At 67.1% G+C, this 25782-nt stretch carries 18 protein-coding genes; 12 read left to right on the top strand and 6 right to left on the bottom strand.

The features are described 5' to 3' along the window. Positions 1-116: 116 nt before the first annotated feature. Both KV110_RS08245 and KV110_RS08240 read left to right on the top strand, forming a co-directional pair. Positions 117-863 (top strand): methyltransferase domain-containing protein, encoded by a 747-nt coding sequence (locus KV110_RS08245; protein ID WP_218474833.1) that lies wholly within the window; start codon positions 117-119, stop codon positions 861-863. A gap of 120 nt (positions 864-983) precedes the next feature. Next, complete coding sequence (locus KV110_RS08240) at positions 984-1241, top strand: SgcJ/EcaC family oxidoreductase (protein WP_246634703.1); 258 nt, start codon at positions 984-986, stop codon at positions 1239-1241. Between the two features lie 6 nt (positions 1242-1247). Here KV110_RS08240 and KV110_RS08235 read toward each other — a convergent pair whose 3' ends face one another. Further along, on the bottom strand, positions 1248-1721 hold the full coding sequence (locus tag KV110_RS08235) for a hypothetical protein (RefSeq protein ID WP_218474830.1): 474 nt from the start codon (positions 1719-1721) through the stop codon (positions 1248-1250). 466 nt (positions 1722-2187) lie between these two features. Between KV110_RS08235 and KV110_RS08230 the strand changes: the two genes are divergently transcribed. The 8 genes from KV110_RS08230 to KV110_RS08195 all read left to right on the top strand — a co-directional run bounded on the left by KV110_RS08230 (position 2188) and on the right by KV110_RS08195 (position 17158). After that, complete coding sequence (locus KV110_RS08230; RefSeq protein ID WP_218474829.1) at positions 2188-3237, top strand: ketoacyl-ACP synthase III family protein; 1050 nt, start codon at positions 2188-2190, stop codon at positions 3235-3237. After that, on the top strand, positions 3234-5162 hold the full coding sequence (locus tag KV110_RS08225) for an HAD-IIIC family phosphatase (RefSeq protein WP_218474827.1): 1929 nt from the start codon (positions 3234-3236) through the stop codon (positions 5160-5162). The genes KV110_RS08230 and KV110_RS08225 overlap by 4 nt, the downstream gene beginning before the upstream one ends. Next, positions 5159-5386 (top strand): acyl carrier protein, encoded by a 228-nt coding sequence (locus tag KV110_RS08220; protein ID WP_218474825.1) that lies wholly within the window; start codon positions 5159-5161, stop codon positions 5384-5386. The genes KV110_RS08225 and KV110_RS08220 overlap by 4 nt, the downstream gene beginning before the upstream one ends. A 296-nt stretch (positions 5387-5682) precedes the next feature. After that, on the top strand, positions 5683-6324 hold the full coding sequence (locus tag KV110_RS08215) for a hypothetical protein (protein WP_218474823.1): 642 nt from the start codon (positions 5683-5685) through the stop codon (positions 6322-6324). 156 nt (positions 6325-6480) lie between these two features. After that, positions 6481-8739, top strand: coding sequence for an MMPL family transporter (locus KV110_RS08210; protein WP_218474821.1), 2259 nt, complete (start codon positions 6481-6483; stop codon positions 8737-8739). Between the two features lie 60 nt (positions 8740-8799). Further along, positions 8800-9849, top strand: coding sequence for a 3-oxoacyl-ACP synthase III family protein (locus KV110_RS08205; protein WP_218474819.1), 1050 nt, complete (start codon positions 8800-8802; stop codon positions 9847-9849). A gap of 2 nt (positions 9850-9851) precedes the next feature. After that, a complete protein-coding gene (locus tag KV110_RS08200; RefSeq protein WP_218474817.1) occupies positions 9852-10787 on the top strand; it encodes a beta-ketoacyl-[acyl-carrier-protein] synthase family protein in 936 nt (311 codons plus the stop codon). Between the two features lie 71 nt (positions 10788-10858). Beyond that, positions 10859-17158: a type I polyketide synthase gene (locus KV110_RS08195; protein WP_218474815.1), complete on the top strand. Its 6300-nt coding sequence runs from the start codon at positions 10859-10861 to the stop codon at positions 17156-17158. 92 nt (positions 17159-17250) lie between these two features. On the opposite strand, the gene KV110_RS08190 is transcribed toward KV110_RS08195, so the two are convergent. The 5 genes from KV110_RS08190 to KV110_RS08170 all read right to left on the bottom strand — a co-directional run bounded on the left by KV110_RS08190 (position 17251) and on the right by KV110_RS08170 (position 21990). Further along, on the bottom strand, positions 17251-17697 hold the full coding sequence (locus KV110_RS08190; protein WP_218474813.1) for an SRPBCC family protein: 447 nt from the start codon (positions 17695-17697) through the stop codon (positions 17251-17253). 54 nt (positions 17698-17751) lie between these two features. Further along, on the bottom strand, positions 17752-19671 hold the full coding sequence (locus tag KV110_RS08185; protein ID WP_218474811.1) for a S9 family peptidase: 1920 nt from the start codon (positions 19669-19671) through the stop codon (positions 17752-17754). Positions 19672-19684: 13 nt separating this feature from the next. Continuing rightward, positions 19685-20302, bottom strand: a complete 618-nt coding sequence (locus tag KV110_RS08180; protein WP_218474809.1) for a TetR/AcrR family transcriptional regulator — start codon at positions 20300-20302, stop codon at positions 19685-19687. A gap of 280 nt (positions 20303-20582) precedes the next feature. Next, positions 20583-21089 (bottom strand): protein-tyrosine phosphatase family protein, encoded by a 507-nt coding sequence (locus tag KV110_RS08175; protein ID WP_218474807.1) that lies wholly within the window; start codon positions 21087-21089, stop codon positions 20583-20585. Between the two features lie 28 nt (positions 21090-21117). Further along, positions 21118-21990, bottom strand: a complete 873-nt coding sequence (locus KV110_RS08170; RefSeq protein WP_218474805.1) for an AraC family transcriptional regulator — start codon at positions 21988-21990, stop codon at positions 21118-21120. Positions 21991-22068: 78 nt separating this feature from the next. Between KV110_RS08170 and KV110_RS08165 the strand changes: the two genes are divergently transcribed. After that, positions 22069-22881 (top strand): alpha/beta fold hydrolase, encoded by an 813-nt coding sequence (locus KV110_RS08165; protein ID WP_218474803.1) that lies wholly within the window; start codon positions 22069-22071, stop codon positions 22879-22881. A 227-nt stretch (positions 22882-23108) separates the two neighbouring features. Next, entirely contained in the window at positions 23109-25757 is a 2649-nt protein-coding gene (locus tag KV110_RS08160) for an AAA family ATPase (protein WP_218474801.1), read from the top strand. The last annotated feature ends 25 nt before the right edge of the window (positions 25758-25782 follow it).

Here is a 25782-nt window from a genome sequence, read left to right as displayed (position 1 = left end):
GATGTGCTCGCCCATCTCATCCCGGAAAACGAATGAGTTCATGGCACAACTGGTCTTGGAAGCTATGAGTGGTCTGGGCTTAGTGTCCGGGTATGGGACCGCAAGGAGATGACCGCATGAGCGTCACCATTTCGCCTGCCGTGCAACGAGTTCTCCCGCTACTCACCGACCCGCCGACGGCTCCGACCACGCCACACGGCTACCTCGACCAACTCGGCCCACAACCGGCCGCCGACGGTCGAGCCGTCAACACCGGCTTCGTGCAATCGCTGTGGAGCTCACGCATCGGTGCATCGCTGTTCGACCACGCCGCCACGGCCGCCCGACGCGTCGTCGGGATCCTGCAATCGCCCGCCGAACGGCTCCGCCTCCAGCCGGGCCATACGGTGCTCGACATCGCCTGTGGCCCAGGGGAAATCACCACAGCACTGGCCCGCACCGTGGGTCCGGGCGGACTCGCGGTCGGCATCGACATTTCCGAGTCGATGCTCACCCGCGCCGCCCATCGGCACCGCGCCGGCAACACTGCGTTCCTGCGCGCCGACGCCCAGCGACTCCCGTTGCGTGACCACACCGTCGACGCGGTGACCTGCATAGCGGGGCTACAGCTCATCCCCGACCCGGACGCCGCCCTCGCCGAGATGATCCGCGTCCTACGACCCGGCGGCTATCTCGCCGTGCTGGTGCCCACCGTGCGCACCGGCCCGCTCGAACTGATCGGCCGCTACGTACCCGGTGCCGGCGGCGCGCGCTTATTCACCGAGACCGAAATCCCCGATAGCGTAGTGGGTTTCGGGCTCGGCGGGGTAGACACTCGCCGCCTCGGGACGATCCAATGGACCTGGGGCCGCAAGATCCGCTGATGTCGCCGCGCAGCCCGGTGGCGTGGTCTAGCTCACCATCGCTGGACCTGAACTTTGCTTCAGCTCGTAGGTTCGACGCAGGTAGTCACCGAAAAGCGTTGCAAGGAGGGGTTGTTGGTGATGGAAACGAATGAGATCCTGCGGGCACTGGAACAAGGCTGGCACCGTGGCGACGGCGCCGCGTTCGCCGCTCCGTTTGCCGAGGACGTGACCTTCATTGATGTACTTGGCAGGGTGCAGCAAGGACGATCGGTCGTCGCGAATGAGCACCAGAAATTGTTCGACACCATCTACCGCGGTAGCAAGTGGCGCATCCGGGTCGAGCAGACCAGGAATCTGAGCGACAGCGTGGTGGTGCTCGACTGGACGCGAGACTGAGCGCAATTATGGGGTGTCGGGTCCAATTCTGCGCGGCTTGCGCCGAATACCGGCGGCCGGAACATCGTCGCCAGCTCGTTTCGCCCGCAATGCGCCGAGATCGATGACACTCCCGCCCTGCTCGGCGCTGCCCGGATCATCCTCGGCGGCGGGTTGCCATGCCAGGCTGGGGTCGATCGGCCACGCCCCGGTCTCACGCTGCAGTTCCGATCGCAGCACGGGCCTGGTCGGTGCGGGATCGAAGGCGGAGCCACCCGCCGGCTGCCAAGGTTTGCGGGGACGCTCGCCGACGTCCTCGCTCATCCGCCGCGGACGATGCGGCAGCCGGATGAGTTTCGACGCGCCGTCGCCCGCCTCGGGGCGACCGGTCTCGGCAGGCTTCGTACCTTCCAGCCTCCTGCGCATGCGTTCCACCGCATCGAACCTGTTGTCGCCGGGCCCCGGCAAGGATTCCCGTCCCGGCACTTCCTGGTCCGACATCGAGCTAGCACCCGACGGGTGCCGTGGCAACCGTCAGCGCCACGACCGTCGGAACCTCGAGCTGATCTCTGAACTTCTTCCTGCTTGCATAGCTCACATCCGTATTGTCCCTCAGGACCGCCACCCTCGTTTCCTACCCCGTCCCCACTGAGCACCGGAGCCGGGCCCGCGCGCCATCGCCCACGTGCCGAAGCCACCCTGTACGAACGTGCACATAGCGTGTTGCAATAAAAGCCCGCAATTGTTGTGGGGGACGGTTGCGGATTCTCCGCGGACGGCCGAATCACCTTGCCGACCCCTTGGGCCGACAAGGTGATCGACGTACGATCCGAACAGAATTCACGCATAGTCGCAGGCCTGGGGAATTCCGCGTAGGACAACTAATCGGTGACGCATGCCTGCACAACGATACGAGCGGCAGCCAATGCCGGTGTACCTCGAAATTCATTTCTGAAGGAGAAATTCCATGCAGTGGAAAGGCATTTATCTCAATGCCGCCGCGGTATCACTCGGCCGCAAGGAGGAGACGGCGGTCGCGGTGGCAGAAGGCCGTTACGCTGCGGAGGAAAACGAGGTCGACGGTTATCTCGCGATCCGGGTCGAGGACAAACGCGCCTCGGCTGTCGAAATGGCCATCGATGCGGCGAAACTCGCCGTGCAGCGAGCGGGTTCGGCCGCCGACGAGGTCGATCTGGTCGTGCATGCCAGCTGCGGCCACCCGGGCATCGACCACTTCGCGTCGGCGTCCTACATCCAGCACCACACCCTCGGCGGCACTGCCAACGCCCTCGAAGTGCGGCAGTTCTCCAACGGCGGGTTGGCGGCGATCGAGGTGGCGGCGGCACTCCTGACCGCACGGACCGCACCGTCGGCCGCGCTCATCACGACGGCCGACCGCTTCGCCCACCCCGGTTACGACAGATATCGCTCCGACAAGGGCATCCTGCTCTCCGACGGCGCCACGGGGCTGGTGCTGTCGAGGTCGCCAGGTGTCGCCGAGTTGCTGTCGACCGGCTTGCTCGGCGATACCACCTGGGGCGACGCCTATATCGGCGATGAGCCATGGACCGACGCCGCCCAGATCAGCGGTCGGCCGGTCGATTTGCGTACCCGCCGTGAGCAATTCCTGGCCGCGCACGGCGACGTCCTGGTGGAGGTCGTGCAGTCGGTCACCCAGCGCCAACAGGAGGCCGTGGAGATAGCACTGGCCGACGCCGGGCTGACGAGCGCCGACGTCGCCCGCTGGGTTTTCCCGAATCACGGTCTCACCGTGGTGGATTGGACGTTCCGGAAGGGCATCGGCATCGAGGAGGCGCAGACCACGTGGGAGTGGGGCCGCCAGATCGGTCATATCGGTGCCGGTGATCAGACCGCGGGCCTGACCCATCTGCTGGAGACGCGCGCGGTGCGGCCCGGCGACATCGTGGCGCTGTGCGGTGTCGGAATGGGCTTCAGCTACGGCTGCGTGCTCGTTCGGATCCTGGAACAGCCCGAGTGGTCGGTGAGCACCGAATGACCACGGTGGATCAGTCCCCGCTGGCCCGGCTGCGCGAACTCGGCGCGGCGGGCCGGTTGACTGAGGACCACGCTGCGGTGGCACAGCTGTTGTCCCAGATAGCCTCTGGCGCACAGGGTTTGGCAGATTTGACCAGGGCAGGACAGATTCTGGCGCGACGGGATCCGGACGAGATTCTGCGTCGAGCCACGGACTCCGGCGAAACGGTTCGACCGGTCACCGTAGCCGTCACCGGACACTCCACCATCGAACCGCTGGTCGCGCCGCTCACCGCCGAATTCGCCAGGCACGGTTACCTGCTGCGTCCCAGCGTCGGCGAATTCGACGCCTATCTGCGCGATCTGCAGGACCCGAGCAGCCACCTGTACAGCAGGGATACCGAGCTGGCACTGGTCGTGCTCGACCCGCAGATGATCTTCGACGAGCTGCCGAAGCCGTGGTCCGTGGCGGACGTGGAGCAGACGGTCACGGCCAAAATGGCGCAGTTGGATCGACTGGTCGGCAACTACGTCCGGCACGCCAAAGCCACTCTCGTACTCAATACGGTGCCACTGCACCGCATACACACTCATTCTCTGGTGGATCTTCGATCCCGCACCCGATTGAGCGTTGCGTGGCGCTCGTTCAACACCGCGCTACTCGGATTGTCCGAAAAGTACGCCCGAGTGCAGGTCATCGATCTGGACCCGCTGATCGCCGAAGGCGGCCCGGTACACGACCAGCGAATGGCCGTGTACGCCAAGGTCCAACTGGGTGATGAGGTGCTGTCTCGTTATGCCCGCGAAGTCGGCCATCTGATCCGTGCCCTGCACGGCCGGACCAAGAAGGTCTTGGTCGTCGACCTGGACAACACACTGTGGGACGGCATCCTCGGTGACGACGGGGCGGAGGGGATCGCTGCGGCCACCACCTTCCGTGGCGAGGCGTTCGGCCTGTTCCAGCGGACGGTTCAGCAACTAGGTTCCCAGGGGGTCGTCCTTGCCATCAGCAGCAAGAACGACCGCGAGGCGGTGCTGGCCGTGCTGCGCGACCATCCGGACATGGTGTTGCGCGACACCGATTTCGCCCGGATCAACGCGAACTGGGAACCGAAGGACACCAATCTGACCGATATCGCAGCGCGGCTCAATCTCGGTGTGGACAGCTTCGTGTTCGCCGACGACTCGTCCTTCGAGACCGGGCTGGTGGCCATGAGCCTGCCGAGCGTGGCCGTGGTGTGCCTCGATGACGAACCGGCGCTGCATACTTCGAAGCTACTCGCCGACGGCTGGTTCGATGTGCTGGACCTGACGGACGAGGACCGCGCCCGAGGCGAGCTGTACCGCGGCGAAGCCGCCAGGTCGGATCTGCTGGCCGGGGCCGACTCGATGGCGGAGTACTTGCGGCAGTTGGGTATTCGGGTCGAGCTGAAACTGGTGGAGCAACCGGATGTGGCGCGGGTCGCGCAATTGACGTTGCGTACCAACCAGTTCAACCTCACCACGCAGCGATGGCAGCAGGCGGATGTGACGGACCGGATCAACGATCCGGATCACCTCGTGCTGAGCATCCGATCAGCGGATCGGTTCGGCGACAACGGTGTGGTCGGCGCCCTGTTCGCCCGCCGCGACGACGGCGAGCTGCATATCGAGAACATGGTGCTGAGCTGCCGGGTCTTCGCCCGCGGTATCGAAGACGCCGTGATGGGAACATTGCTCGCTTATGCCCGCGATTCCGGATTGCGCGCCGTGCACGGTCGTTACCTGCCGACGGCCAAGAACGGCAAGGTTCGCGAGTTCTACCCGGCACAGGGTTTCGACACGGTCGCGGAGGGCGCGGGCGGCGAACTGACCTTCCGGCACGACCTGCAGACCATTCCCGCGATACCGGACCACGTGCGGATCACCTCGAATTTTCTGGATCGTGTGGAAGGACGCTTGGCGTGATCAGTAAGGCCGATTTCATTCGGATCGTCCGTGACGAGCTGGCTTTGCCGCTCGCGGACAAAGACCTCGACGAAGATCTGGATCAGGTGGTCAACTGGAGCTCGATGCTGCTGGTGCGGCTGGTCGTCGCGCTGGAGAAGGAAACCGGGCAGAAGGTGCAGATCAGCGGACTCCTGACGGAACGAACGCTACAGGGAATCTACGCTCGAGCTGTTGGGGCTTGACCACCACGCCTCGCCGCCCGGCCTGCGCGTGCTGAAGGTTGGAGCCATCCGCCCGCACGGTGACAACGAATAGGTGGCGTCGTCGTTTTCATCCGTGCCGTCCGAGCGCCTTGCTTCTGATCGCGTGTCCGGACGTGTGCCGAGCTGACGCGACTCGCACGAATACAAGGGTCAGCACGGTCGAGGTACGCATCGCCCGGCGCTGTCCCGATCGTGGCAGCTGCCCCCTCGGTCAGCTGCTGCTGTGGAGCTCATCCCGTCGAAAGGAGAGGTCTGTTTTGGGTAACGAAGGATCGATGGAGCGGAAGCTACCGGATTCGACGCCGCGGCGCGAAAGGCGTGGCAAGCGTTTCGCATTCGGTACGGGACTGCTGGCAGCATCTGCCGTCGCGTTCGCCGTGCTCGCCGCGCCGGGCTCGGAGGCCGAGTCCAAGGTCGACGATAACGAACCCTTCAGTTGCCGAGCCTCGGCACAGGTCAAGTTGACGAAGAAGGACAACAACCTCACCGCGGAGACTTCGAACATCGCTGAAGCGGACAAGACCGACGAAGAGTGCGAAATCGGTAAGGCCAGCGGTGAAATCACGGACGTCTCGTACAAAGTGAACGGAGGTATGTGCGAGCTGACGTCCTCGAAGGGTAAGGGTTCGGCGCTGGAGGGAGAACCGGGCGGCGAGGAGGACGTCGAGGGCGAGGGCAAGGCCGAGAACGCCAACGTCACCATTTCGGTGCCGCTGAAGGATGGTGGCGGCAAGCAGGGCAAGTTCAGCGCCAAGTTCGTCACCGACCCGGATAACCCGGATGGCAAAAACTCCGTGACTGCCCAGGGCAACTTTCCGGCCGCGGAATTGCAGCTGGAATCGTGCGATGCCGCATCGCTCCCCGATGCTGCCACCGTCACTGTCAAGGGCAACGCCTCGGTCAAACCACAGGACTAGCAATCCGCTGAGGCACTCGTAACCCGTTGCAGGGCCGTCCCGTTCGGACATCCGAAGGCTTATCGCCGCGAACGCCGCTGCGGCGCGGCATGTTCCGGACGGTACGGCCGTGCGACCGCGGCCGCCCGCGGCGACAGGATGGAGAACACAGCTCGTATGTGGACCACCGAGACCAGCCACGACACCGATGCGACCACAGGCCAAGCCCCGCGGCGCGGCGTCCTACCCCTGATCGCCGTGACAATGGTGCGGTACCGGCGTCGCGTATACGCCGGCTGGCTGATCGCCGTGGCCGTCGGCCTGATCGGCCTCCCACACCTGCTCGGATCGTTGCAAGCCCCGCCGATCGAGGTATCGGGTTCGGAGTCGCAGCGGGCGGGTCAAATCCTTGCCGAGGGCATGCCGTCGCTCGGCCGCGAACAGATGATCGTGGTGCTGCACTCCGATGCGCTGCGGACGACCGATCCCGCGTTCCGCGCGGCGATCGACGCGGGGAAGTCGGCGTTGGCCGCCGAAGACGGAGTGTCCGGCTTGCTGCTGTTGCCGGTGGCTGGTGACCCGGACCGCCGGCTGGCTTTGGCCGAGGCGCTCGAGCCGCTGCGCCCGCTGCTGCACGACGAGCATTTCGCGTACCTGATGGTCGGTGTCTCCGGCGACGACAGGCAACGGCAGGAGCGCGCCCCGGTCCTACAGGCCGTGCTCGATCGGGAGATGCAGGCGGCGTCCGGCGGTGCCGTGCGCGGCTACCTGGTCGGCGTCTCGGTATACGGCGAGGCGATCCAGAAGGTCGAGATTACCGACCTGATGCGGATCGAGTTGGTCGCCGTGCCGCTGGCGATCGTGGTGCTGTGGTGGGGTCTGCGCAGGCCGATCGCGGCACTGATACCCGTGCTCATCGCCGGGGCGTCGGTGGTGACCACCCTGGGACTGTTCGCGTTGCTGACCGACATCTTCACCGTCGACGGCATGCTGCTGGTCGGAGTCAGCGCGCTGGGCCTCGGCATCGGCATCGACTACGCGTTGTTCGTCATGAACCGCTACCGGGAGGAACTCGCAGCAGGCGCGTCGCCTGAGCAGGCGGTCGGGACCGCGGTCGCGACCACCGGGCGCACCGTGCTCTATTCGGGATTGATCCTGGCGCTGGCCCTGGTGAGCTTGTTCATGGTGCGCTGGCACGTCTTCGCGCAGGCGGGGATCGGCGCGCTCGCCGTGGTCACGATTACCTTGGTGGCCTCGGTCACGCTCTTGCCCGTCCTGCTGGTTTCGGTGACGCGATGGTTGGAGTGGCGGCCCCGGTGGCGATCGGCCCGCAACCCGATCGCCGCGAGTGCCGCATCGACGGGTCGGCTGACCCGCTGGGCCGAGCACCTGATGCGCCACCCCTGGCCGTACGCGCTCGCCGTCACGGCCGGGTTGCTCGTTGCCGCGATTCCGACAGCCGATCTGGCGATGGGCATCAATCTGGAGCGCCGCGCCCTGTCCGGAACGCCGTATCTCGAGGGTTTCAGCCTCGCCGAGGGTGAGCTGGCCGGTGCGACGGGTCCGGTGATCGTGCTCCTGCAACGCCCGGTCGGCGAGGCCGAGCCGGACAGCAGTGCGCTGCAGGCGGCGCTGCGCGCGGATCCGGACACGACCACGATCGCCACGCTCGACAACGGCGTCGACCTCACCGGCATGGTCGTAGTGGCAAAGCACGCGATCGACTCGCCGGCGGTCGTGCCGCTGGTGCAGCGGATCCGCACCGAAATCGTTCCCGCACACCAGCCACCCGGGGTCACCGCGATCGTCGGCGGCCCGAGCGGCCACGTCGCCGACATCGTGACCGAGGCATCGCAGAAGTTGTGGTGGGTGGTCGGCTGTGTATTGGCAATGATGTTCGTCGCGCTGGCCGCGATCCTGCGTAGCCTGCTCTTGCCACTCAAAGCGATCTTGATGAGTTTGCTCGCCACCGGCGCCGCGTACGGATTGACCGTGCTGGTGTTCCAGCATTGGGTGGACTCCGGAGTGATCTGGCCACAGGTGCCACTGATCATGTTCGTGCTGTTGTTCGGGCTGTCCACCGATTACGAGCTGTTCCTGGTGCGCCGCATCCAGGAAGAGTTCCTGCGAACCGGGGACAACCGGAGCGCGGTCGTGATCGGGCTGCAGAGCACGGCGCGGCCGATCTCCCTCGCCGCCGCGATCCTCGCGGTCGGCTACGGCAGCCTGCTGGTATCGCGGATCGTCGGGCTGCAAGAGTTCGGCTTCGCCATCGCCACGGCCCTGATCATCGACGCCACGCTGATCCGTCTCGTGCTGGTTCCGGCACTGATGCAGATCATGGGCCGGTGGAACTGGTGGTTCCCGCGAATTTCAGGGTCCGCGCGCGGCAGTGCGACACACAAGCCGGAGCTGGATCAGCTGAGCAGAGTGTGACCCGCGCCTGCCGTAGGCGGGATGTCATCGGGCACAACCGATTACCAGAACGGAGCAGTAGTGCGACGGACGCGTTTCGAGTCGATCGGCCGATATACCCCCGAAACGGTGCGTTCCACCGAGGAATTGGTCGCGGCATTGGCGGTGCCGGGGGTGACCAATCTGGACCTGGTGACCGGGGTCAAGAACCGCCGGGTCTGCGATTCGCACCCGCAACGGTACGAGTCCTCGTTCGAGCTGGCCGAGCACGCGATAGCGGATTGCCTGCGCCGTTCCGACTACGCCGCGGACGAACTCGACATCATTATCTCGGCGTCGATCACCCGCACTCGCGGCAAGGGAATCCACTGCGGTGCCCCACCTTTCGCGCTCATGCTGCGCAACGCCGTCGGCGCCACCCTGGCCAGGTGCCTCGACGTCTCGAATGCCTGTGCGGGGATGGTCACCGGCGTTCTCGTGCTCGACCGGATGATCAAGGCGGGCGTCGTGCGCAACGGTCTGGTCGTCAGCGGCGAGCAGCTCTCCCCCGCCGCCGAGACGGCGGTGCGTGAGATCAGCACGCGGTCGGACCCGCAGTTCTCGGCACTGACCCTGGGCGACGCCGGCGTCGCCGTTGTGGTCGACGATCGCGGTGACGACGATGACGAAATCCACTACGTCGAACTGATGACCCTCGCCGAGGGCGCCGAACTGTGCCTCGGAATGCCGAGTAACCGCTCGAACGGGATCGCGCTCTACACCGACAACCGCGCCATGCAGACCGATACCCACTACCGCCAGGGACTCGATCGAATCGCCACCGTCATGGCGAAGGCCGGGAACGGGTTGGCTCGGGAGAACTTCGACTTCTGCATCTACCACCAGTTCAGCGGGCCGGTCATCGAGTATCTGCACGATCTGGCCGGACAGCGCTTCGGCGAGCCGGTGCCGACGGCACTCAATGTGCTGCACGATTACGGCAACACCGGATCGACATCGCATTTCCTGGTGCTGCACGAGCACCTGCGGCAGCAGCGGATCCCCAAGGGGTCGAAGATCCTGATGTTCTCCCAGGCGTCCGGCATCGTCTCCGGCGGTCTCGCCACGACCATCTCGCGCCTGGAGGCGTAGCCGTGCCCACCGCGATCCTGTCCGCTGCGGTGCACACCGATCGGGACACCGGCAGCTACATCGAACTGGCGACTCGTGCGGCACGGACGTGCCTTGACCGTGCGCGCGTCGACGTCGACGAGGTCGGAATGCTGGTCAACGCAGGCGTTTTCCGGGACAACAATCTCTGCGAACCAGCGGTAGCGGCGATCGTTCAGAAGCGTCTCGGCCTCGGTCTCGATTACCGGCCCGGTCGAGTACCCGCCTTCTCTTTCGATGTCATGCACGGCGCCGCCGGTCTGATCCACGCGATCGATGTCGCCGAATCCTTCCTGCTCGGGCCGGAAGTGAACTACGCGCTGCTGGTGGCCGGGGACGCCCATCCCTCGACCCGGCGCGACATCACCGACGCACTGTATACCCCCAGCGGCGCCGCGATTCTGCTCGGAAAAGACGCTACCGCAGGAGGATTCGGTCGTCTGCATACCGTCGAGCCGACCGGGCCGGTCGAGCTTTCGGTGTGGGTGGACCTCGACGAAGCCGGTACGAACGGCCGCGCGACCGGACATGCCGTCATTCGCGACGATCCGCTGCCGGTGGCCGCCGCGGCGGTGCGCGCTTGCCTCGCGGATGAGGGACTCACGGAATCCGACTTCGCCGAGGGCAGAGCGGTGCTCCTCGCGCCCGCGCCGAGCCGGGACTTTCCGGCGCGGCTGGCGAGCACGCTCGGACTTCCGCGCGCCGCCGTCGCCGGGATCGACCCGCGGACCGGCGATCCGTACTCCGCGGCACCGGTGCACGCCTACCTCGCCGCGCAGGAGTCCGGCCGGTTGACGGCCGCGCGGACGACGGTGTTCCTGGCCGCCTATGACGGCTCCGCGGCCTGTCTGGCCTATCGGCATTCGTCGGCGGTCGGCGCAACTGCCGGATCGCCCCCGGTCCGGGCCGGGCAATCGTGAGTGCCTGACCACCAGCGGTGCCGGTGGTTCGGGTTGCGTACCAAGGGATTCGCTATCGACAAGGGGAGTCAATGACAGTCAGCGACGTGCGCGGGGATCAGCGATCCGCCGATCAGATCGCGATCGTGGGTATCGGGTGCCGATTTCCCGGGGGTGTGCGCGACACCGCGAGCTTCTGGGATCTGTTGCGTACCAAGAAGGATGGGATCGTCGAGGTACCCGCCGACCGCTGGAACCTCGACAAGTACTACGACCCGGATCCGGAAGCGCCGGGGCGCATGTACTCCCGTCACGGCGGGTTCCTGACCGACTCGGTGTGGGACTTCGACCCCGAGTTCTTCGGTATCTCGCCGCGCGAGGCCTCGATCGTCGACCCACAGCAGCGACTGCTGCTCGAAGTGGCTTGGGAGGCACTGGAAGACGCTGGCCTCACCGCACGCGTGCACGGTCAGCCGCTTGGGGTGTACATCGGCGCCTTCACCAGTGACAACGCTATTTCCCGCATCACGCCCGCGGCACGGCCGTTCATTTCTGGGCACACGGCGATGAGTTATACGTTCACGTTGCTGTCCAACCGGCTGTCCTACGTGCTGAACCTGCGGGGACCCAGCATGACCATCGATACCGCGTGCTCGTCCTCGCTGGTCGCGGTACACCAGGCCAGGCGCGCGATTCTGGCCGGCGAGTGCGAGTCGGCGCTCGCGGGCGGCGTCAATATCATGCTGCAGCCGGAGACGTCGGTGTCGATGAGCAAGGGCCGCTTCCTGTCCGCCGACGGCCGCTGCAAGGCATTCGACGCCTCGGCCGATGGTTACGGCCGAGGTGAAGGCGCCGGGATCGTGGTGCTCAAACGACTCGATGCCGCGCGGCGCGACGGCGACCGGGTCTATGCCATCGTGCGCGGCACCGGCGTGAACCAGGACGGCAGGACCGCGGCCATCCCCGTGCCCAACCCGGTCGCGCAGGAAGAGCTGGCGCGGGCGGTGTGCGCCGACGCGGGTATCGCACCGCACGAAGTGGGCTACGTCGAGGCACACGGCACCGGAACACCGGTCGGTGATCCGCTCGAGATGAACGCTCTCGGTAGGGTTTACGGCATCGCGCCCGGCCGGGAGCGGCCGCTCGATGTCGGTTCCGTCAAGGCAACGATCGGACACCTGGAAGCCGCGGCGGGCATCGCGGGACTGATCAAAGCCACGCTGTCGGTCTACCATCGGACGATCGTGCCGCAGGGGTGGCTGCAGCGCCCCAATCCGGAAATTCCCTTCGCGGAGTTGAACGTTCGGGTGCCCACCGAGGTTCAAGAGCTGTCTGATACCGGGGATGTTCTCGCGGCGGTGAACAGCTTCGGCTATGGCGGGACCAACGCACACGCCATTGTGCAAGCGCCCGAACAGGTCTCGACGGAGCCCGCTCCCCCGGTATTTCCGGTACTGCCGGTCTCCGGCCGCACTCCGGATGCGACGCGCGAGCTGGCGCGCCGATTCGCCGCGCTGATCGAGCAGCAGCACGACATCCACGCTCTCGTCGCCGCGGCATGGACGCGGCGGGCACACCATCCGTTCCGCGCGGCATTCGACTTCTCGGATTCGACGGATCTGCAGACCAAGCTGCAGAACTTCGCCATGGGCGCGGACCGGCCGCCCTTCCGCGCACTCGCCGAGCGTTCCGCGCGGCCGGTATTCGTTTTCAGCGGGATGGGTCCGCAGTGGTGGCGGATGGGCCGCGACCTGTTGGTGTCCGGTGGTGTCTTCGCGCGGACCGCGCAGCGGATCGACACCGAGTTCGCCGCGATCGCGGGCTGGTCGCTCATCGAAGAGCTGCTGCGACCCGAGGAAGAATCACGAGTCACCACAACGGAGATCGCCCAGCCGGCGAACTTCCTCATCCAGGTCTGCCTGGCGGCCGAGCTCGCGGAGTTGGGTGTGCGCCCGGCGGCGATCGTCGGCCACAGCGTCGGCGAGGTCAGCGCGGCTTATGTTTCCGGGATGCTCAGCCTGCGCGACGCGCTGCTGGTGAGCTACCACCGGGCCCGTCTGCAGGCCACTACCGGTGGTGCGATGATCGCCGTCGGATTGCCGGAAAACGAAGTACTGGAAGCACTCTCGAACGCCGATGGCGTGTCGGTGGCGGCCGTCAACAGCCCCACCGCGGTCACCTTGGCCGGTGACCGGGCGACGGTCGCGCGGGTGCAGGAGGAACTGGCCGCGTCGGGTGCCTTCGTCCGCGTCCTCGACGTCGAGGTCGGCTACCACTCGCACTTGATGGACCCGATCCTCGACGAGTTGCGATCGGCGCTGGCCGATCTCGCGCCGCAGGAGCCGCGGATCCCGCTGTTCTCCACCGTATCCGGCGCCCGGGTGAACGGGCCGGAATGGGATGCGCGGTACTGGTGCCGGAATGTCCGCGAGCCGGTGCGTTTCGCCGACACCGTCGGCAGTCTGGTCGCGGACGGGCACCGGGTATTCCTCGAGGTCGGGCCGCATCCGGTACTGAGCGGCAATATACGGGAGATCCTGGTGCGTTCCGGCGAGACGGGCACGTCGATAGGCACCCTGTCCCGCAAAGAAGGCGATCTGGTCGGCCTGCGGCGCGCGATCGCCGAGCTCTACATCGTGGGCAGCCTGGACGGTTCCTCGGTCCCCGGTGGCACCGCGTTCGCGCGACACGCCCCACTGCCCGCCTACCCGTGGCAGAAGACCCGGGTATGGACGGATACGGAACCGGTGGTGCGGGACCGGCTCGGCACCGATATTCGCTACCCGATGCTCGGCGAGCGGCCGGAGCTCGCCGAACCGGAGTGGATCGCGGGACTCTCGGTCAGCTCGCTGCCGTGGCTGCACGATCATGTCGTCGGCGGTGCCGTCGTTTTGCCCGGCGCGGCCTACCTCGACGCCGCACTGAGCGCGGCCGCGATCCGAACCGGTCGGGAGGAGTTGGCGCTCGAGGACATCCGGTTCGTCACGCCGCTGGTGATCGATCCGCACGACGTGCCGCTGCTCCGCTCGACCGTCGAGGAGTCGACGAAACGGTTCACCATGTCCGCCCGGTCCGCACAAGGTTTCACCTGGACACCGCACGCGTCGGGCCGGCTCGTCGAAGGCCCGCTGCGGCCCCGGATCGTCGAACTGCCCACCGGCGGCGAGACGACGACGGTTCGCGGTGCCGATCTGTATCCGGTGCTCGCCGAGCACGGACTGGCGTACGGTCCGGCGTTCCAATGCGTCATCGAGGCCCGCATCGGCGCGGACTTCGTAGTCGCCGAGCTCGATACCTCGGTGGCGAAAGGTAGTGCGCATCTTGCGCATCCGGCCGTGCTGGATGCGGCGTTGCAATGCGTCGCGGCCTTGGCGGCGCGATCGGGCCCCGATTTCGCTGGCGCCGTCGTGCCGACGGCGGTGCGTACCGTCCGGCGCTTCGGGCCGATCCCGCCATCGGCCACCGTCCTGATTCGGCGGCGCGATGGCGGCGCGCTGCGGGCGGACGTGGATATTCTCGACGCCGACGGCAGGCAGGTGCTGGCGCTCGGCGGAGTGGAATTTCGGCCGGTGTCACTGCCGATGCCGGTGCTCGACCGGATGGCACGGGTCTTCTACGAACCGCGCTGGGAGCAACTCGACGAGCTCGATGCCGAGGCTTCGGATGTGCCGGTGCGGGAGTTCGGATTGGTTGTCGCACTAGGGAATAGCGCTGTGGTGCGCGCGAGGTCGATCGCCGGAGCATGGCCGCATTCCGGTGTGCTGGAGATCGCCGACGTGCTCGGGCCGGATGTCGAGACCGATATAGCGGCGGCACTGCGCGCGGGGCTCGCGGTCGACGAGGTGGACCGGGCCCGGTTGATAGTCATCGCGGGCGCCGGATTCGCGGCGTCGGACAATGTGTACGCGCTTGCCCGGATCGCCAGGGCGGCAGCACCTTTCGACGACGCGATCACCGGGGTCGTGGTGACAGCGAATAGCCTGTGCCTGCCAGCGGCCGGGGCGGCCGAGTTCGACATTTCGCACGGCGGGCTGGTCGGAGCGCGCCGATCGCTGTTCAACGAACAACCGTCGCGGCGGTGGCGGCTGATCGACACCGAACCGGACACGTCGGTGGACCAGATTGTCCGCGAACTACTGCACAGCACAACCGATCGGGATGGGCAGGACGAAGTGTGCCTGCGCTCGGGCACCCGATGGGCGCAATGTGTCCGTGGCACCCTCGCGGAGCATTTGCGTTGCCGCGACGAACAGCGCGCGCCCGACGACTCCGAAGGGTCGTTCGTGCTCGAGCCACCCCGCACGCGGCTGCTCGAGGACCTGGCCTGGCGCGAGACCGACCGCACGCCGCCCGGAAACGGCGAAATCGAAATCCGCATGGACGCTCTGGGACTCAATGCAAAAGATGCCTACAAAGTGCTGGGCGTGCTGACCGACGAATACCTGGAAGGCACGTTCTTCGGAAAAGGGATCGGTCTCGAGGGCACCGGCACCGTGGTCGATATCGGGCCGGGAGTCAGCGACATCACCGCCGGGGATCGAGTCCTCGTGTCCGCTCCCGATATGGCGCGCCGGTTCCTCACCACCGATCAGAACTTCGCAGTAGTGGTGCCACCGCACTGGGAACCAGGGGTATGCAGCTCCTGGGTGCCCTTTCTCACCGCGGAGATCGCGCTGATCGAAGCGGCGCGCATCCAGTCCGGTGAGATCGTGCTCGTGCACGGCGGCGCGGGCGGCGTCGGACTGGCAGCGATCCAGGTGGCGCGACGGCTCGGCGCGGTGGTCATCGCGGCGGCCGGTAGCGAGGAGCGTCGGGCTTACGCGCTGTCGGCGGGCGCCAACCATGTCATCGACTCGCGGACGGTCACCTTCGTCGACGACGTCCTGCGGATCACCGAGGGGTACGGCGCCGATGTCGTATTGAGCAGTGTCCCTGGCGAATTCGTGCGACAGAATCTCAATGTGGCGGCGGAGTTCGGGCGCATCGTAGAAATCGGCAAGGCCGACATCTACGGCGGCGGCGTCATCGACCTGCGGCCGTTCGACCGCAATCTGTCCTTCATCGCGGTCGACCTCGATCGCCTGATGCGGTTCCGGCCGTTGGTCATTCGGCAATACACCCAGGAATTGGTGGCGAAACTCGAGTCGGGGATCTATCAGCACCTGCCGTTCCAGATGTATCCGAGCGCCGAGGTCGCGGCGGCGTTCGAGGCGGTGGTGCGGCCGAAGCGGATCGGACGGGTGGTGCTCGACCTCGACCAGCGGCCGTCCGTCGGCCGCCAGGCCCCGGAGATCGGGATCCATTGTGCTGCCAGCTATCTCATCACCGGCGGCTTCGGTGCATTCGGTCTCGCGACGGCACGCTGGCTGGTGCGGGCGGGTGCACGCCACCTCGTACTGGTCGGCCGCCGGGGCGCGGTCGGTGCGGACGCCGAACGGCAGCTGACCGAATTCGCTGCCGCCGGAGTGGAAGTGGTCGAGGAGAAGGTCGACATCGCCGACTACGACGCGGTGACGGCTCTCGTTGCGCGCGCTGCGGCGCGGGATGTACCGCTGCGCGGTGTCTTCCACGCGGCGGGCATTGTCGACAACACCCCCGTGGAGTCGCTGACACCGGAGCGGACCGCGCAGGTCTTCGCCGGAAAGGTCGACGGCGCGCGCAACCTCGACAGCGCTTTGCGTACGGCCGGGGTCGAGCTGGATTGCTTTGTCCTCTGGTCATCGGTCAGTGCGCTGCTCGGCGGCTTCCCGCAAGTGGCCTACGCCGCGGCCAATGCCGCGCTGCAAGCGTTCGCGCAGCACCGCCGCCGGCGCGGCGCGCCCGCACTGTGCCTGGATTGGGGCTCGATGGCAGGCGGCGGCATGGCTGAGGCGGATAGCGAAACCGTGCGGTACCTCGCCGCCGTGGGGCTGCGGCCGATACCGATGGATACCGGGGCCGACTACCTCGGTGAGTGCCTGCGGCTCGGGATTGCGCACGCATCGATCTTCGATATGGACTGGGCGACAGCCGCGGCCACGACGCCCGCGGTGACCCGGTCGGCCCGTTTCGCCGATTACGCCCGGGGATCGGACACCGAGGGTAGCGGGTCGGCGGCACTGCGCGCGCGGATCATGGCACTGCCGTCCGGGGAACGCCCAGCTGCGGTCACCGCTGAACTGGTCGGTGTACTCGCGGTGGTCATGGGAGTGTCCCCCGATGCCGTCGACGTACAAACGCCGCTGTTGGAGTTGGGCATGGATTCGCTGATGGCGGTCGAGTTCGCCGCGCGTGCCGGTCGGCTGACCGGCGTGGAGCTCGCCCCCGTGCAGATGGCGCGGGCGCTGGGGCTCGGGTTGTCCGACATCGGCGCCAAGATGGCTGGGGAACTGGAGCGGGCCGAGAATTCATGATCAGCTAGGCGGCGCGCGTGCGTGCCGTCGTGGCGGGCGACGGCCGCAGTGGTGCGGCGGCCGCCGTCCCGAGTCTCACGGTCGCCGGTCATTCACCCAGTCTCCTTGGCCGCGTATCCGGCGAGGTCGTCCGCCATCCGCTGCATCACCCCGGGCAGGACGAAGGGCATGGTCCAGCCGATGCCGGGCCGCATCCGCCAGGTGCCGTGCCAAGTGATGGTCGTACCGCCCGCGGCGGTCGGCTCCAGTTCGACAGCGGCCCGGTAGTCCTTCATCGCGAAGTTGAAGGCGTCCTCGTAGGCGAGGCGGCGGTTCGGCACCAGTTCGGTCAGTCGCTCACCGGTGACGACCCGACCGGTACGGAACGCACGGACGGCACCGACACCGTCGTGGCCGTGCGGATCGAGGCCACTGGAGCGATCCTCGACCAGTTCGTCCAGCCCGGACGACCACCGCGGCCAGCTACGACCGTCGATCAGGAGACCCCACACGGTGTCGACGGGAGCCGAGGTGGTGGCGGTGACTCGATAGTTGGGCACGTCATGTCCTTTCGTTCTTTTCGCCGACTGGTTGCGCCGGGTGGGCGCTGTCGCCTAGGTGGCAGGTTCCGCTGCGCAGGCCACGTCGTTCGCGGCCGTTCTCCGGTGGCCGGGGATCTCGCGACCGCCAAGGTGTTGAGCGAGGAAGCGCTCGACCGCGTGGAACAGGTCGATGACGTTCTCCGGATTCACGAAGCCGTGGCCTTCGTCGTCTCTGATCAGGTACTCGACCTCGACGCCCCGGGCCCGCAGCGCCTCGACGAGGTTGTCGGATTCGGCTTGCACGACGCGAACGTCGTTGGCGCCCTGGATCACCAGCAGCGGCGTGCGGATCTGATCGACCCGGGTGATCGGCGAGCGAGCCAGCATGTCCGCCTCCTGCTGCGGATCGTCGGGATCCCCGACGAACAGGTACCAGTTGTTGGTCATGAAGGGCCGGGAGAACACGGGCATGGTCCGCATGAAGTTCGCCAGATTCGAAATACCGCAGTAGTCGATGGCAGCGGCGAAGACGTCCGGGGTGAAGGTGACACCGACCAATGACGCGTAACCGCCGTAGGAGCCGCCGAAGATGGCGACGCGATCCGGATCGGCGTACCCCCGCTCGACCGCCCACGCCACGCCGTCGATGAGATCGTCGTGCATCTTGGCGGCGAACTCCCCGATGGCGGCCTTGACGAACGCCTTGCCGTAACCGGTCGATCCGCGAAAGTTCATCTGCAACACCGCGTATCCCCGATTGGCCAGCAATTGCGCTGCCCCGTCGAACCCCCACCGGTCCCGCGTCCACGGACCGCCGTGCACCACCAGCACCAACGGCAACCCCTTCGGCTGCACGCCGACCGGCAGCGTGAGATACGAAGGGAGACTGAGCCCGTCGCGCGCCGGGATCGTGACCGGTGTCATCGGCGCGAGCGATTCGGGATTCAGATGGGGATACGGCCGGAACAGCAGCCGGCTCTCGCCCGTGGCGTGGTCGTAGTAGTAGGTGACGCCCGGGTCCCGGTCGTGCTCGAAGCCGACGATCCACCGCTGCCCGCTGTCGTCCGAGGACAGTGCGCCGATGTCGCCGTCAGACAGCTTCGTCAAGTTCGCCAGCACCGTGGCGAAGTGCGGGTCCAAGGGGTGGATGACCTGTCGTTCGCCGAGATAGCGTGCCCCGATGAGCTTTCCGGTCCGTCGGCCGAGGATGAGCGGCGACGAGGAATCGAGGTCGAAGCTCGGGTGGCTGTCGACCTCGGTCTCCTGCCCGGTGGTCAGGTCGATACGGGCCAGCCGCGTCCGGTCGGTGTCCCGATTGGAACCGACCCACGCCCCGGTGCCGTCCGGCGTGATCTGAATCGGCGAGACACCCATCGGATAGTCGGCGCCGTCCCATACCGCGACTCGGCGCAATGTGCCTGTGGCACTGTCCCATTGCGCCAATTCGATGTCGCCGTCGTCGGTCATCGACCAGGCGAACAGGTCACCGTTGTGGCTCACCTTCCAGCCACCGACGCGACCCGGGTTCGGCACGAGCATCGTCAATTCGCCGGTGGCGATGTCGAGTTCGTAGAGATCGAACTCCTCGACCTTCCTGCTGTTCAGCGTGACGATCGCGGTGCCGGGCCGACCGCGGGGCAGATCAAGGCTCAGCATCATCGCGCCGGGGAACGGGGTGAGATCGACCGCAGCGGCATCCGGGTGCCACAGGTCGACGCGGTACAGATGCCAGTTCTCGTCGCCGTTGTCGTCCTGGGCGTAGAGCAGCCACCGGGGATCGTCGGTCCAGTGGAAGTCGTAAATGCTGCGGTTGCCGTCGGCGGTCACGCAGCGCGGTTCCTCGGCCGAGTCGAGGTCCTGCACCCACACATTCAGCCGGTTCTGCCAGGGCGCCAGATAGGCGATCCGTTTACCGTCCGGCGAGATCGATGCCGCCGCGCGGACGGGCGGGCTGAAAAGGTCCTCTACCGAAACGAATTCGGGTAACGCCATGTCCATACCGCTTTCAGAACTCGACGGGGTCGCCGACAACCCCACTGGTGGCGACGCGCACCGCGCGTGCCATGGCTTCGAAGGGTTCGGGGATCTCGGTGAGATCGTCACCCGCCAGAACGGCGGGGCTGAAGGCCTCGTTGAGCACCCGGATAGCGGCGGTTGCCGCGGCCGCGTGCCTGCGCACCTCGACATCATCGAGCGGGCGGCGCAGTCGGCTCGCGATGATCGCGACCAGCTCGCGCTCTATCTGATCGCACGCCATCAGCCAGGCCGATCGGATCGCAGGCTCCGTCTCGGCCAGGATGATCAACTGCACCCCGGCCAGGTCATCGGCCGACTCCTCCGGCGTGCGGCGGATCGTTGCCCGCACCTCGGCGAAATGCTCTTCCAGGGAGAGCTGCGGGGGCCAGCGGCGCAATGCCTCGACGAACCATTCGACACCCTTGGTCACGATCGGCTCGGCACAGCTTTCCTTGGTGCGAAAGTGCCGCCAGATGGTGCGCACCGACAACCCGACCGCCTCCGCGATCTGCTCGCCGCTGGTCGCGGCCACGCCCTGGTTCCAGAACAGGCGCGCAGCCTCGCGGGAGATCTCCAGGCGGATGCGCCTGCGCCGCTGCTCACTCATCCCTCCCGGTCGAGACTCGGTCGTCGCGTCAGCCACTGAATCCTCTCTTGTCGACACTAAACATCCTCTCTTGTCGACACTAAACGCCAGTATGTCACTAAGTGACATAGGGCGCCAGATGCTGGACGAGATGCCGAAGGACGTCATGCCGCAAGATTCGCAGCGACGCTGCGGGGCTCGCGTCGGCAGAAATCACCGATATCTGCACTGGTGCTGAGGACCTCGCGCAGGCTGCGGCCGAAGAGTTCCGAGCGGTGCATTGCCTTCCAAGCCGACACCGTCAGTGCTGTGGTGGGTTGTCCAGTCGGTCGCGAGCTGCCTTCGATAGCTGCTCGGTCCAGGCAAGGCGTTCCGCGCCGACTCCTGCGGCAGTGGCGGCACGCAACCGCGCCAGGACGTCCATCGACTCGTCGGGGTCGAGGCCGCAGGTGCGCAGTAGTGCGTAGGTGAACATCCCGGTGCGGTGTATGCCCGCCGAACAGTGGATGACCACTTCCGCGCCGTCGTCGAGGAGTTCGGCCAACATCGTCAGAGCCGCGACGATTTCGTGCCGGCAGGCGGGCGGCGGCTGCCTGCCATTGGCAATCTCCACCCAGATCCACTCCAGCCCAGCGGCTTTGGCAGCAGTTCCTACCATCAGCGCACCCTCGCGTCTGGACAGCAGCGTGACCAGATGCGTCACGCCTGCGGCCCGCATCGCAGGCAGCAGCTTGACCTTCGGCCGGTGCGTGACAGCGAGGGCGCCCCGACCGAGATGCACGAATTCGAGGGACGACGCTTGGGTCATTGGGGGGAGGGTAGAAGCGAAAGTTTGTTCAGCCAAGGCATTTTCGCGGTGGGCGGCGTGGGCGAGTGGTCGGCGGTCCTGGCCAACCCCATGCTAGGTCGTCGACCGCGAGGAACGGTTCGTCCACCACGGTCGCGGGGGTCAAACCGGTGAATGCCGCGATATCTCGGTGTAGGTGGGACTGGTCTGTGTAGCCGCGATCGGCCGCGACTCCGGCGGCGTCTTGGCCCGCGACCAGGTTGTGGACGGCGTGGTCGAAGCGGACCAGCTTCGCGGCGCGTTTGGGTGGGAGGCCGATCTGTGCATGGAACCGGGACCACAGGCGTAGCCGGGACCAGCCTAGTTCGGCCGCAAGGTGCTCGATGCGGATCATGCCGTGGGTAGCAGTGATTCGGTGCCAAGCCCAGGCCACCTCCGGGTCTACTCGCGGCGCCGCCGCGCAGCGTCGGGCGAGCCAGGCGTCGGTCCATGCGAAGCGCTCCTCCCAGGAGGGGAGGGCACCCAGTTGCTCAGTGAGCTGTGCAGCCTGCCGACCCCAGAGGTCGTCGAGGGTCACCACGGCGTTGTCCAGCTCGGCGGCGGCACCCAGAACCGCGTGTGCGACCACGGGTGACATGCGCACCTGCAGGCACTCGAAGGTCTGTGCCCGCAGTCCATGGATGGTTTCGCCGAACCCGAGTCCGGTGACGAAGCTGCCCCGCCGTTGGTGACCGGTTGCGTCTTCCACAGCAATCGTGCCGTCCAACACGAGCAGCAGGGTCACGGCCGGGTGTGGGATCAGCCGGATGCTGGGCGGGGTGATGCCCCGATCGCCGAACCCGGCCATGGTTATCCCGGGCACGCGGCTGGATTGCTTGGGGCACGCGATATCCCACAACACGTCATCCCGGTCGGACCCCATGGCGCCATGCTACGCACGCCGGGCTGAGGCAAACATTTGTCCAATCCACCGGCATCCACCGGCGGGGACAGTGCGTACATGACAGTTTTCAATAGCGAATCGTCGATCCTGTCGCTGGACGACGGTGAGATCCACGTGTGCCAGGACGGCCGCCGCGACGCACCCGCACTCCTGCTCATCCATGGGACCGCCGCGTCGGCCCGTTCGTGGGAGCCGATGGTTGCGCTGCTGACCGGATCCCACCGGGTCATCCGGATCGACCTGCTCGGGTGTGGTCGGTCGGCCAAACCGGTCGACGCGAGCTACACCGTCCCTGACCAGGCTCGCCGGGCGGGCGCGGTCCTGGACCGGCTCGGTGTCGAGCATGCCTTCGTGGTCGGCCATTCCAGCGGCGGGGTGGTTGCCGCAGCCCTTGCCGAGCAACGACCCGACCTGGTGACCGCACTCGTGCTGATCAACTCCGGCCCCAACATGTCCGCCTACCTCGGGGAGGAGGCCGCCATCGACCCGCGGCAGTGGCCGAATTTCACCGACGAGCAGCTCCGCTCGGTCGCCGCCTCCGGGTTCGCCCCGGGGTATCAGATCCCGCAACCGTTCCTGGATCAGGTGCGCGACATGGACTTACGCGTGTTCGGCGCGACCTCTTATGCCGTCCGCGCGTATCTGAACGAACAAGGGCTCCCGGAACGGCTGTCGCCCCTCGGAAAACCGCTGCTGGTGATCTTCGGCGAGGAGGATCTCAGGTGGCGGTCCTCATCCGCCGCCGAGTACCGCGCCGTTCCCGGTGCGACTGTGGTAACCGTGCCGGGCACCGGCCACTCACCCCCGATCGAGAATCCCACTCGAACCGCCCGAATCCTGCTGTCCTTCACCGGCGTCCACGCCTCCTGAGCCGCACTGAGCGCGGTCGGACAACGCTGCTCGGGCAAGCTGACGCACGATGTGCTTCGGATACCGCTGTTCTGGTCATCACGCACCACATCCCCGATTCGTCGTGGGAATCAAGTGTTGCGTTGACCTATTGAGAGCGCCCTGCCGACACCGGTCCGCAGGCGTCGGCAGATCGCACGCATCGACCACGTGCGCGAAAGATGGGATGTTCGCCTAACGTTCGGTGCGTGCGACCGCTGGTGGGCAGAAACAACGAGATCCGGTGCCTGGACGAACTGGTCGATGCTGCCCGCACGGGCAACGGTGGCGCACTGGTGTTGCGTGGCGAGCCAGGCATCGGAAAGAGTGCTCTGCTGAACCACATTCGGGCGAGTGCGGCCGACTTCCGGGTCATCGCGGCGTCCGGGTCGGAGTTCGAGACCGAGCTGCCGTTCGCCGCCCTGCACCAGCTGTGCGCGCCGGTGCTCGGACACCTCGACGAACTGTCCGCTCGGCATCGTGAAGCACTCCAGGTCGCATTCGGACTGGCCACCGGCACACCCGACCTGTTCCGGATCGGCCTCGCGACGCTGGAGCTACTGACCAGCGCGACCGAGCGAAACCCGTTGCTGTGTCTGATCGATGACGCCCAGTGGCTCGACGACGCGTCGTCGAAGGCCTTGACATTCCTCGCTCGCCGTATCACCTCGGAACCCGTCGCGATGGTCTTCGCGGCCCGCACGATGAATTCCGAAGAGCGGCTGGACGAACTGCCCGGCCTGCCGATCGAAGGGCTACGCGACGCGGACGCGCGGGCGCTGCTGGCAGCGGCGAGCGTCAGCACGCTCGACGAGCAGGTGCGCTACCGCATCCTGGCCGAGGCACGCGGAAACCCGCTGGCCCTGCTCGAATTACCGAAGGCGGGCGGCTTCGCCCTCCCCGACGCGGCGTCGTTGCCGAACCGGATCGAACGCGGCTTCCAAGTCAGGCTGGCCGAGCTGCCCGCGGCCGCCCAACTGCTGCTGATCGTGGCCAGTGCCGACCCGACCGGTGACCCCGGCCTGCTGTGGCCTGCCGCGCAGCTGCTCGGCATCGACGTGACGACCAGCGCCCCCGCCGCCGAAGCGTCCGGGCTGGCCGAGTTCGCCACCCGGGTGCGCTTCTGCCACCCGCTGGCGCGCTCCGCCGTCTACCGGGCCGCGAAACCGCACGAGCGCTACCGCGTTCACCGCGCGCTGGCCGACGTCACCGATCCGGATCTCGACCCGGACCGGCGGATCTGGCACCGGGCCCAAGGCAGCTCCGGACCGGACGACGAGCTCGCGGCGGAGCTGGCACGGTCGGCGTCCCGTGCCCAGGCACGCGGCGGTGTGGCGGCGGCCGCCGCGTTCCTCGAGCGAGCGGCGGCGTTCTCGCTCGACCCCGGCCTGCGGGCCGAACGCACGCTCGCGGCGGTGTCGGCCAGGCTCGACGCGGGCGACACCGACGCGGCGGCCGAGTTGCTCACCACCGTCGAAACCACGGACGAGCTCACCGACGCGAAAGTCGAGCTGCTACACGGGCGGATCGCCTTCGTGCGGCACAGTCACCGCGACGGGTCGGCGTTCATGCTGCGCGCGGCGCGTCGCCTGGTCGGCCTCGATCCGGCGCAGGCACGCGAATGCTTCCTGGACGCACTGGAAATGGGGCTCGTCGTCGGCCGCGCAAGCGGCGTGATGGACACCGTGGTCACCGAGGCGCGCTCGGCGCCGCAGGCACCACAGCCACCGGACCTGCTCGACGCACTGGTCCGATTGACCACCGAGGGACACCGCGCCGCCGTTCCCCTGCTGCGCCGGATCCTCGCCGAGACTTCGATGTGGACTCGACGGCCCGCGCTGGCCGCCATGCTCGCCGCCGAACTCTGGGATGGTGCGGCGCACACGGCCGTCACCGAGTGGCTGATGAAGACCGGCCGCGACAGCGGGGCGCCGCTCGCGCTGCGCCTCGGGCTGACCCAGGTGGCCACCGCCGCCGTGCTCACCGGCGACTTCGGACAAGCGATGTCGGCCATCGCCGAGGAGGAGGCGATCGCCGACGCTTTCGGTGACGCGCCAGCGCTGTACCCGCGACTACACCTGGCCGCGATGCGCGGTGACGCCGAGGAGGCGTCGAAGCTCTTCGAAAAGGCGCTGACCGCAACGACTACCGGCCTGATGATCGCCAACGTCCACTGGGCGACGGCCGTGCTGCACAACGGACTGGCGAACTACCCGGCCGCGCTGGCCGCCGCCCGACAGGCCACCGCGCCAGGGGATCTCTTCCTCGCCGGGATCGCGCTGCCCGAGCTGGTGGAGGCGGCGATCCGCTGCGGCGAGCACGACGCGGCTGCGCAAGCGCTGGCAGCCCTGACCGAACGCACAGTGCCCAGTGCAACACCCATGGGTCTCGGCGTCACCGCGTACGCCCGAGCGCTGGTCACCGGCGTCGAAGACGACTACCGCGCGGCGATCGAATATCTAGCCGAAAGTCCCGAAGCGCCCTACCGTGCCAGAGCCCACCTGCTGTACGGGGAATGGTTGCGCCGCAACGGAAGACGCCGTGACGCCCGCGAACAGCTACGCACCGCCCACGATCTCCTGTCCGGGATCGGAATGGCGGCATTCGCTCACCGCGCCGCCGCCGAACTCCGCGGCACCGGCGAAGTGGCACGCAGCCGTTCCGCCGACACCTACGACGAACTCACCATGCAAGAGGTGCACATCGCCCGCCTGGTCGCCACCGGCGCCACGTCCAAAGAGGTAGCCGCCACCCTGTTCCTCAGCCCACGCACAGTAGACGCCCACCTGCGCAACATCTTCCGCAAGCTCGGACTCACCTCCCGCAGGCAACTCAGGGACCTGCCGAATATCCGTTAACGGACCCGCAGTTGGGGCCTGACCA

Source organism: Nocardia iowensis, assembly GCF_019222765.1.
Lineage (GTDB): Bacteria > Actinomycetota > Actinomycetes > Mycobacteriales > Mycobacteriaceae > Nocardia > Nocardia iowensis.
This window is presented reverse-complemented; position numbering and strand designations above follow the sequence as displayed.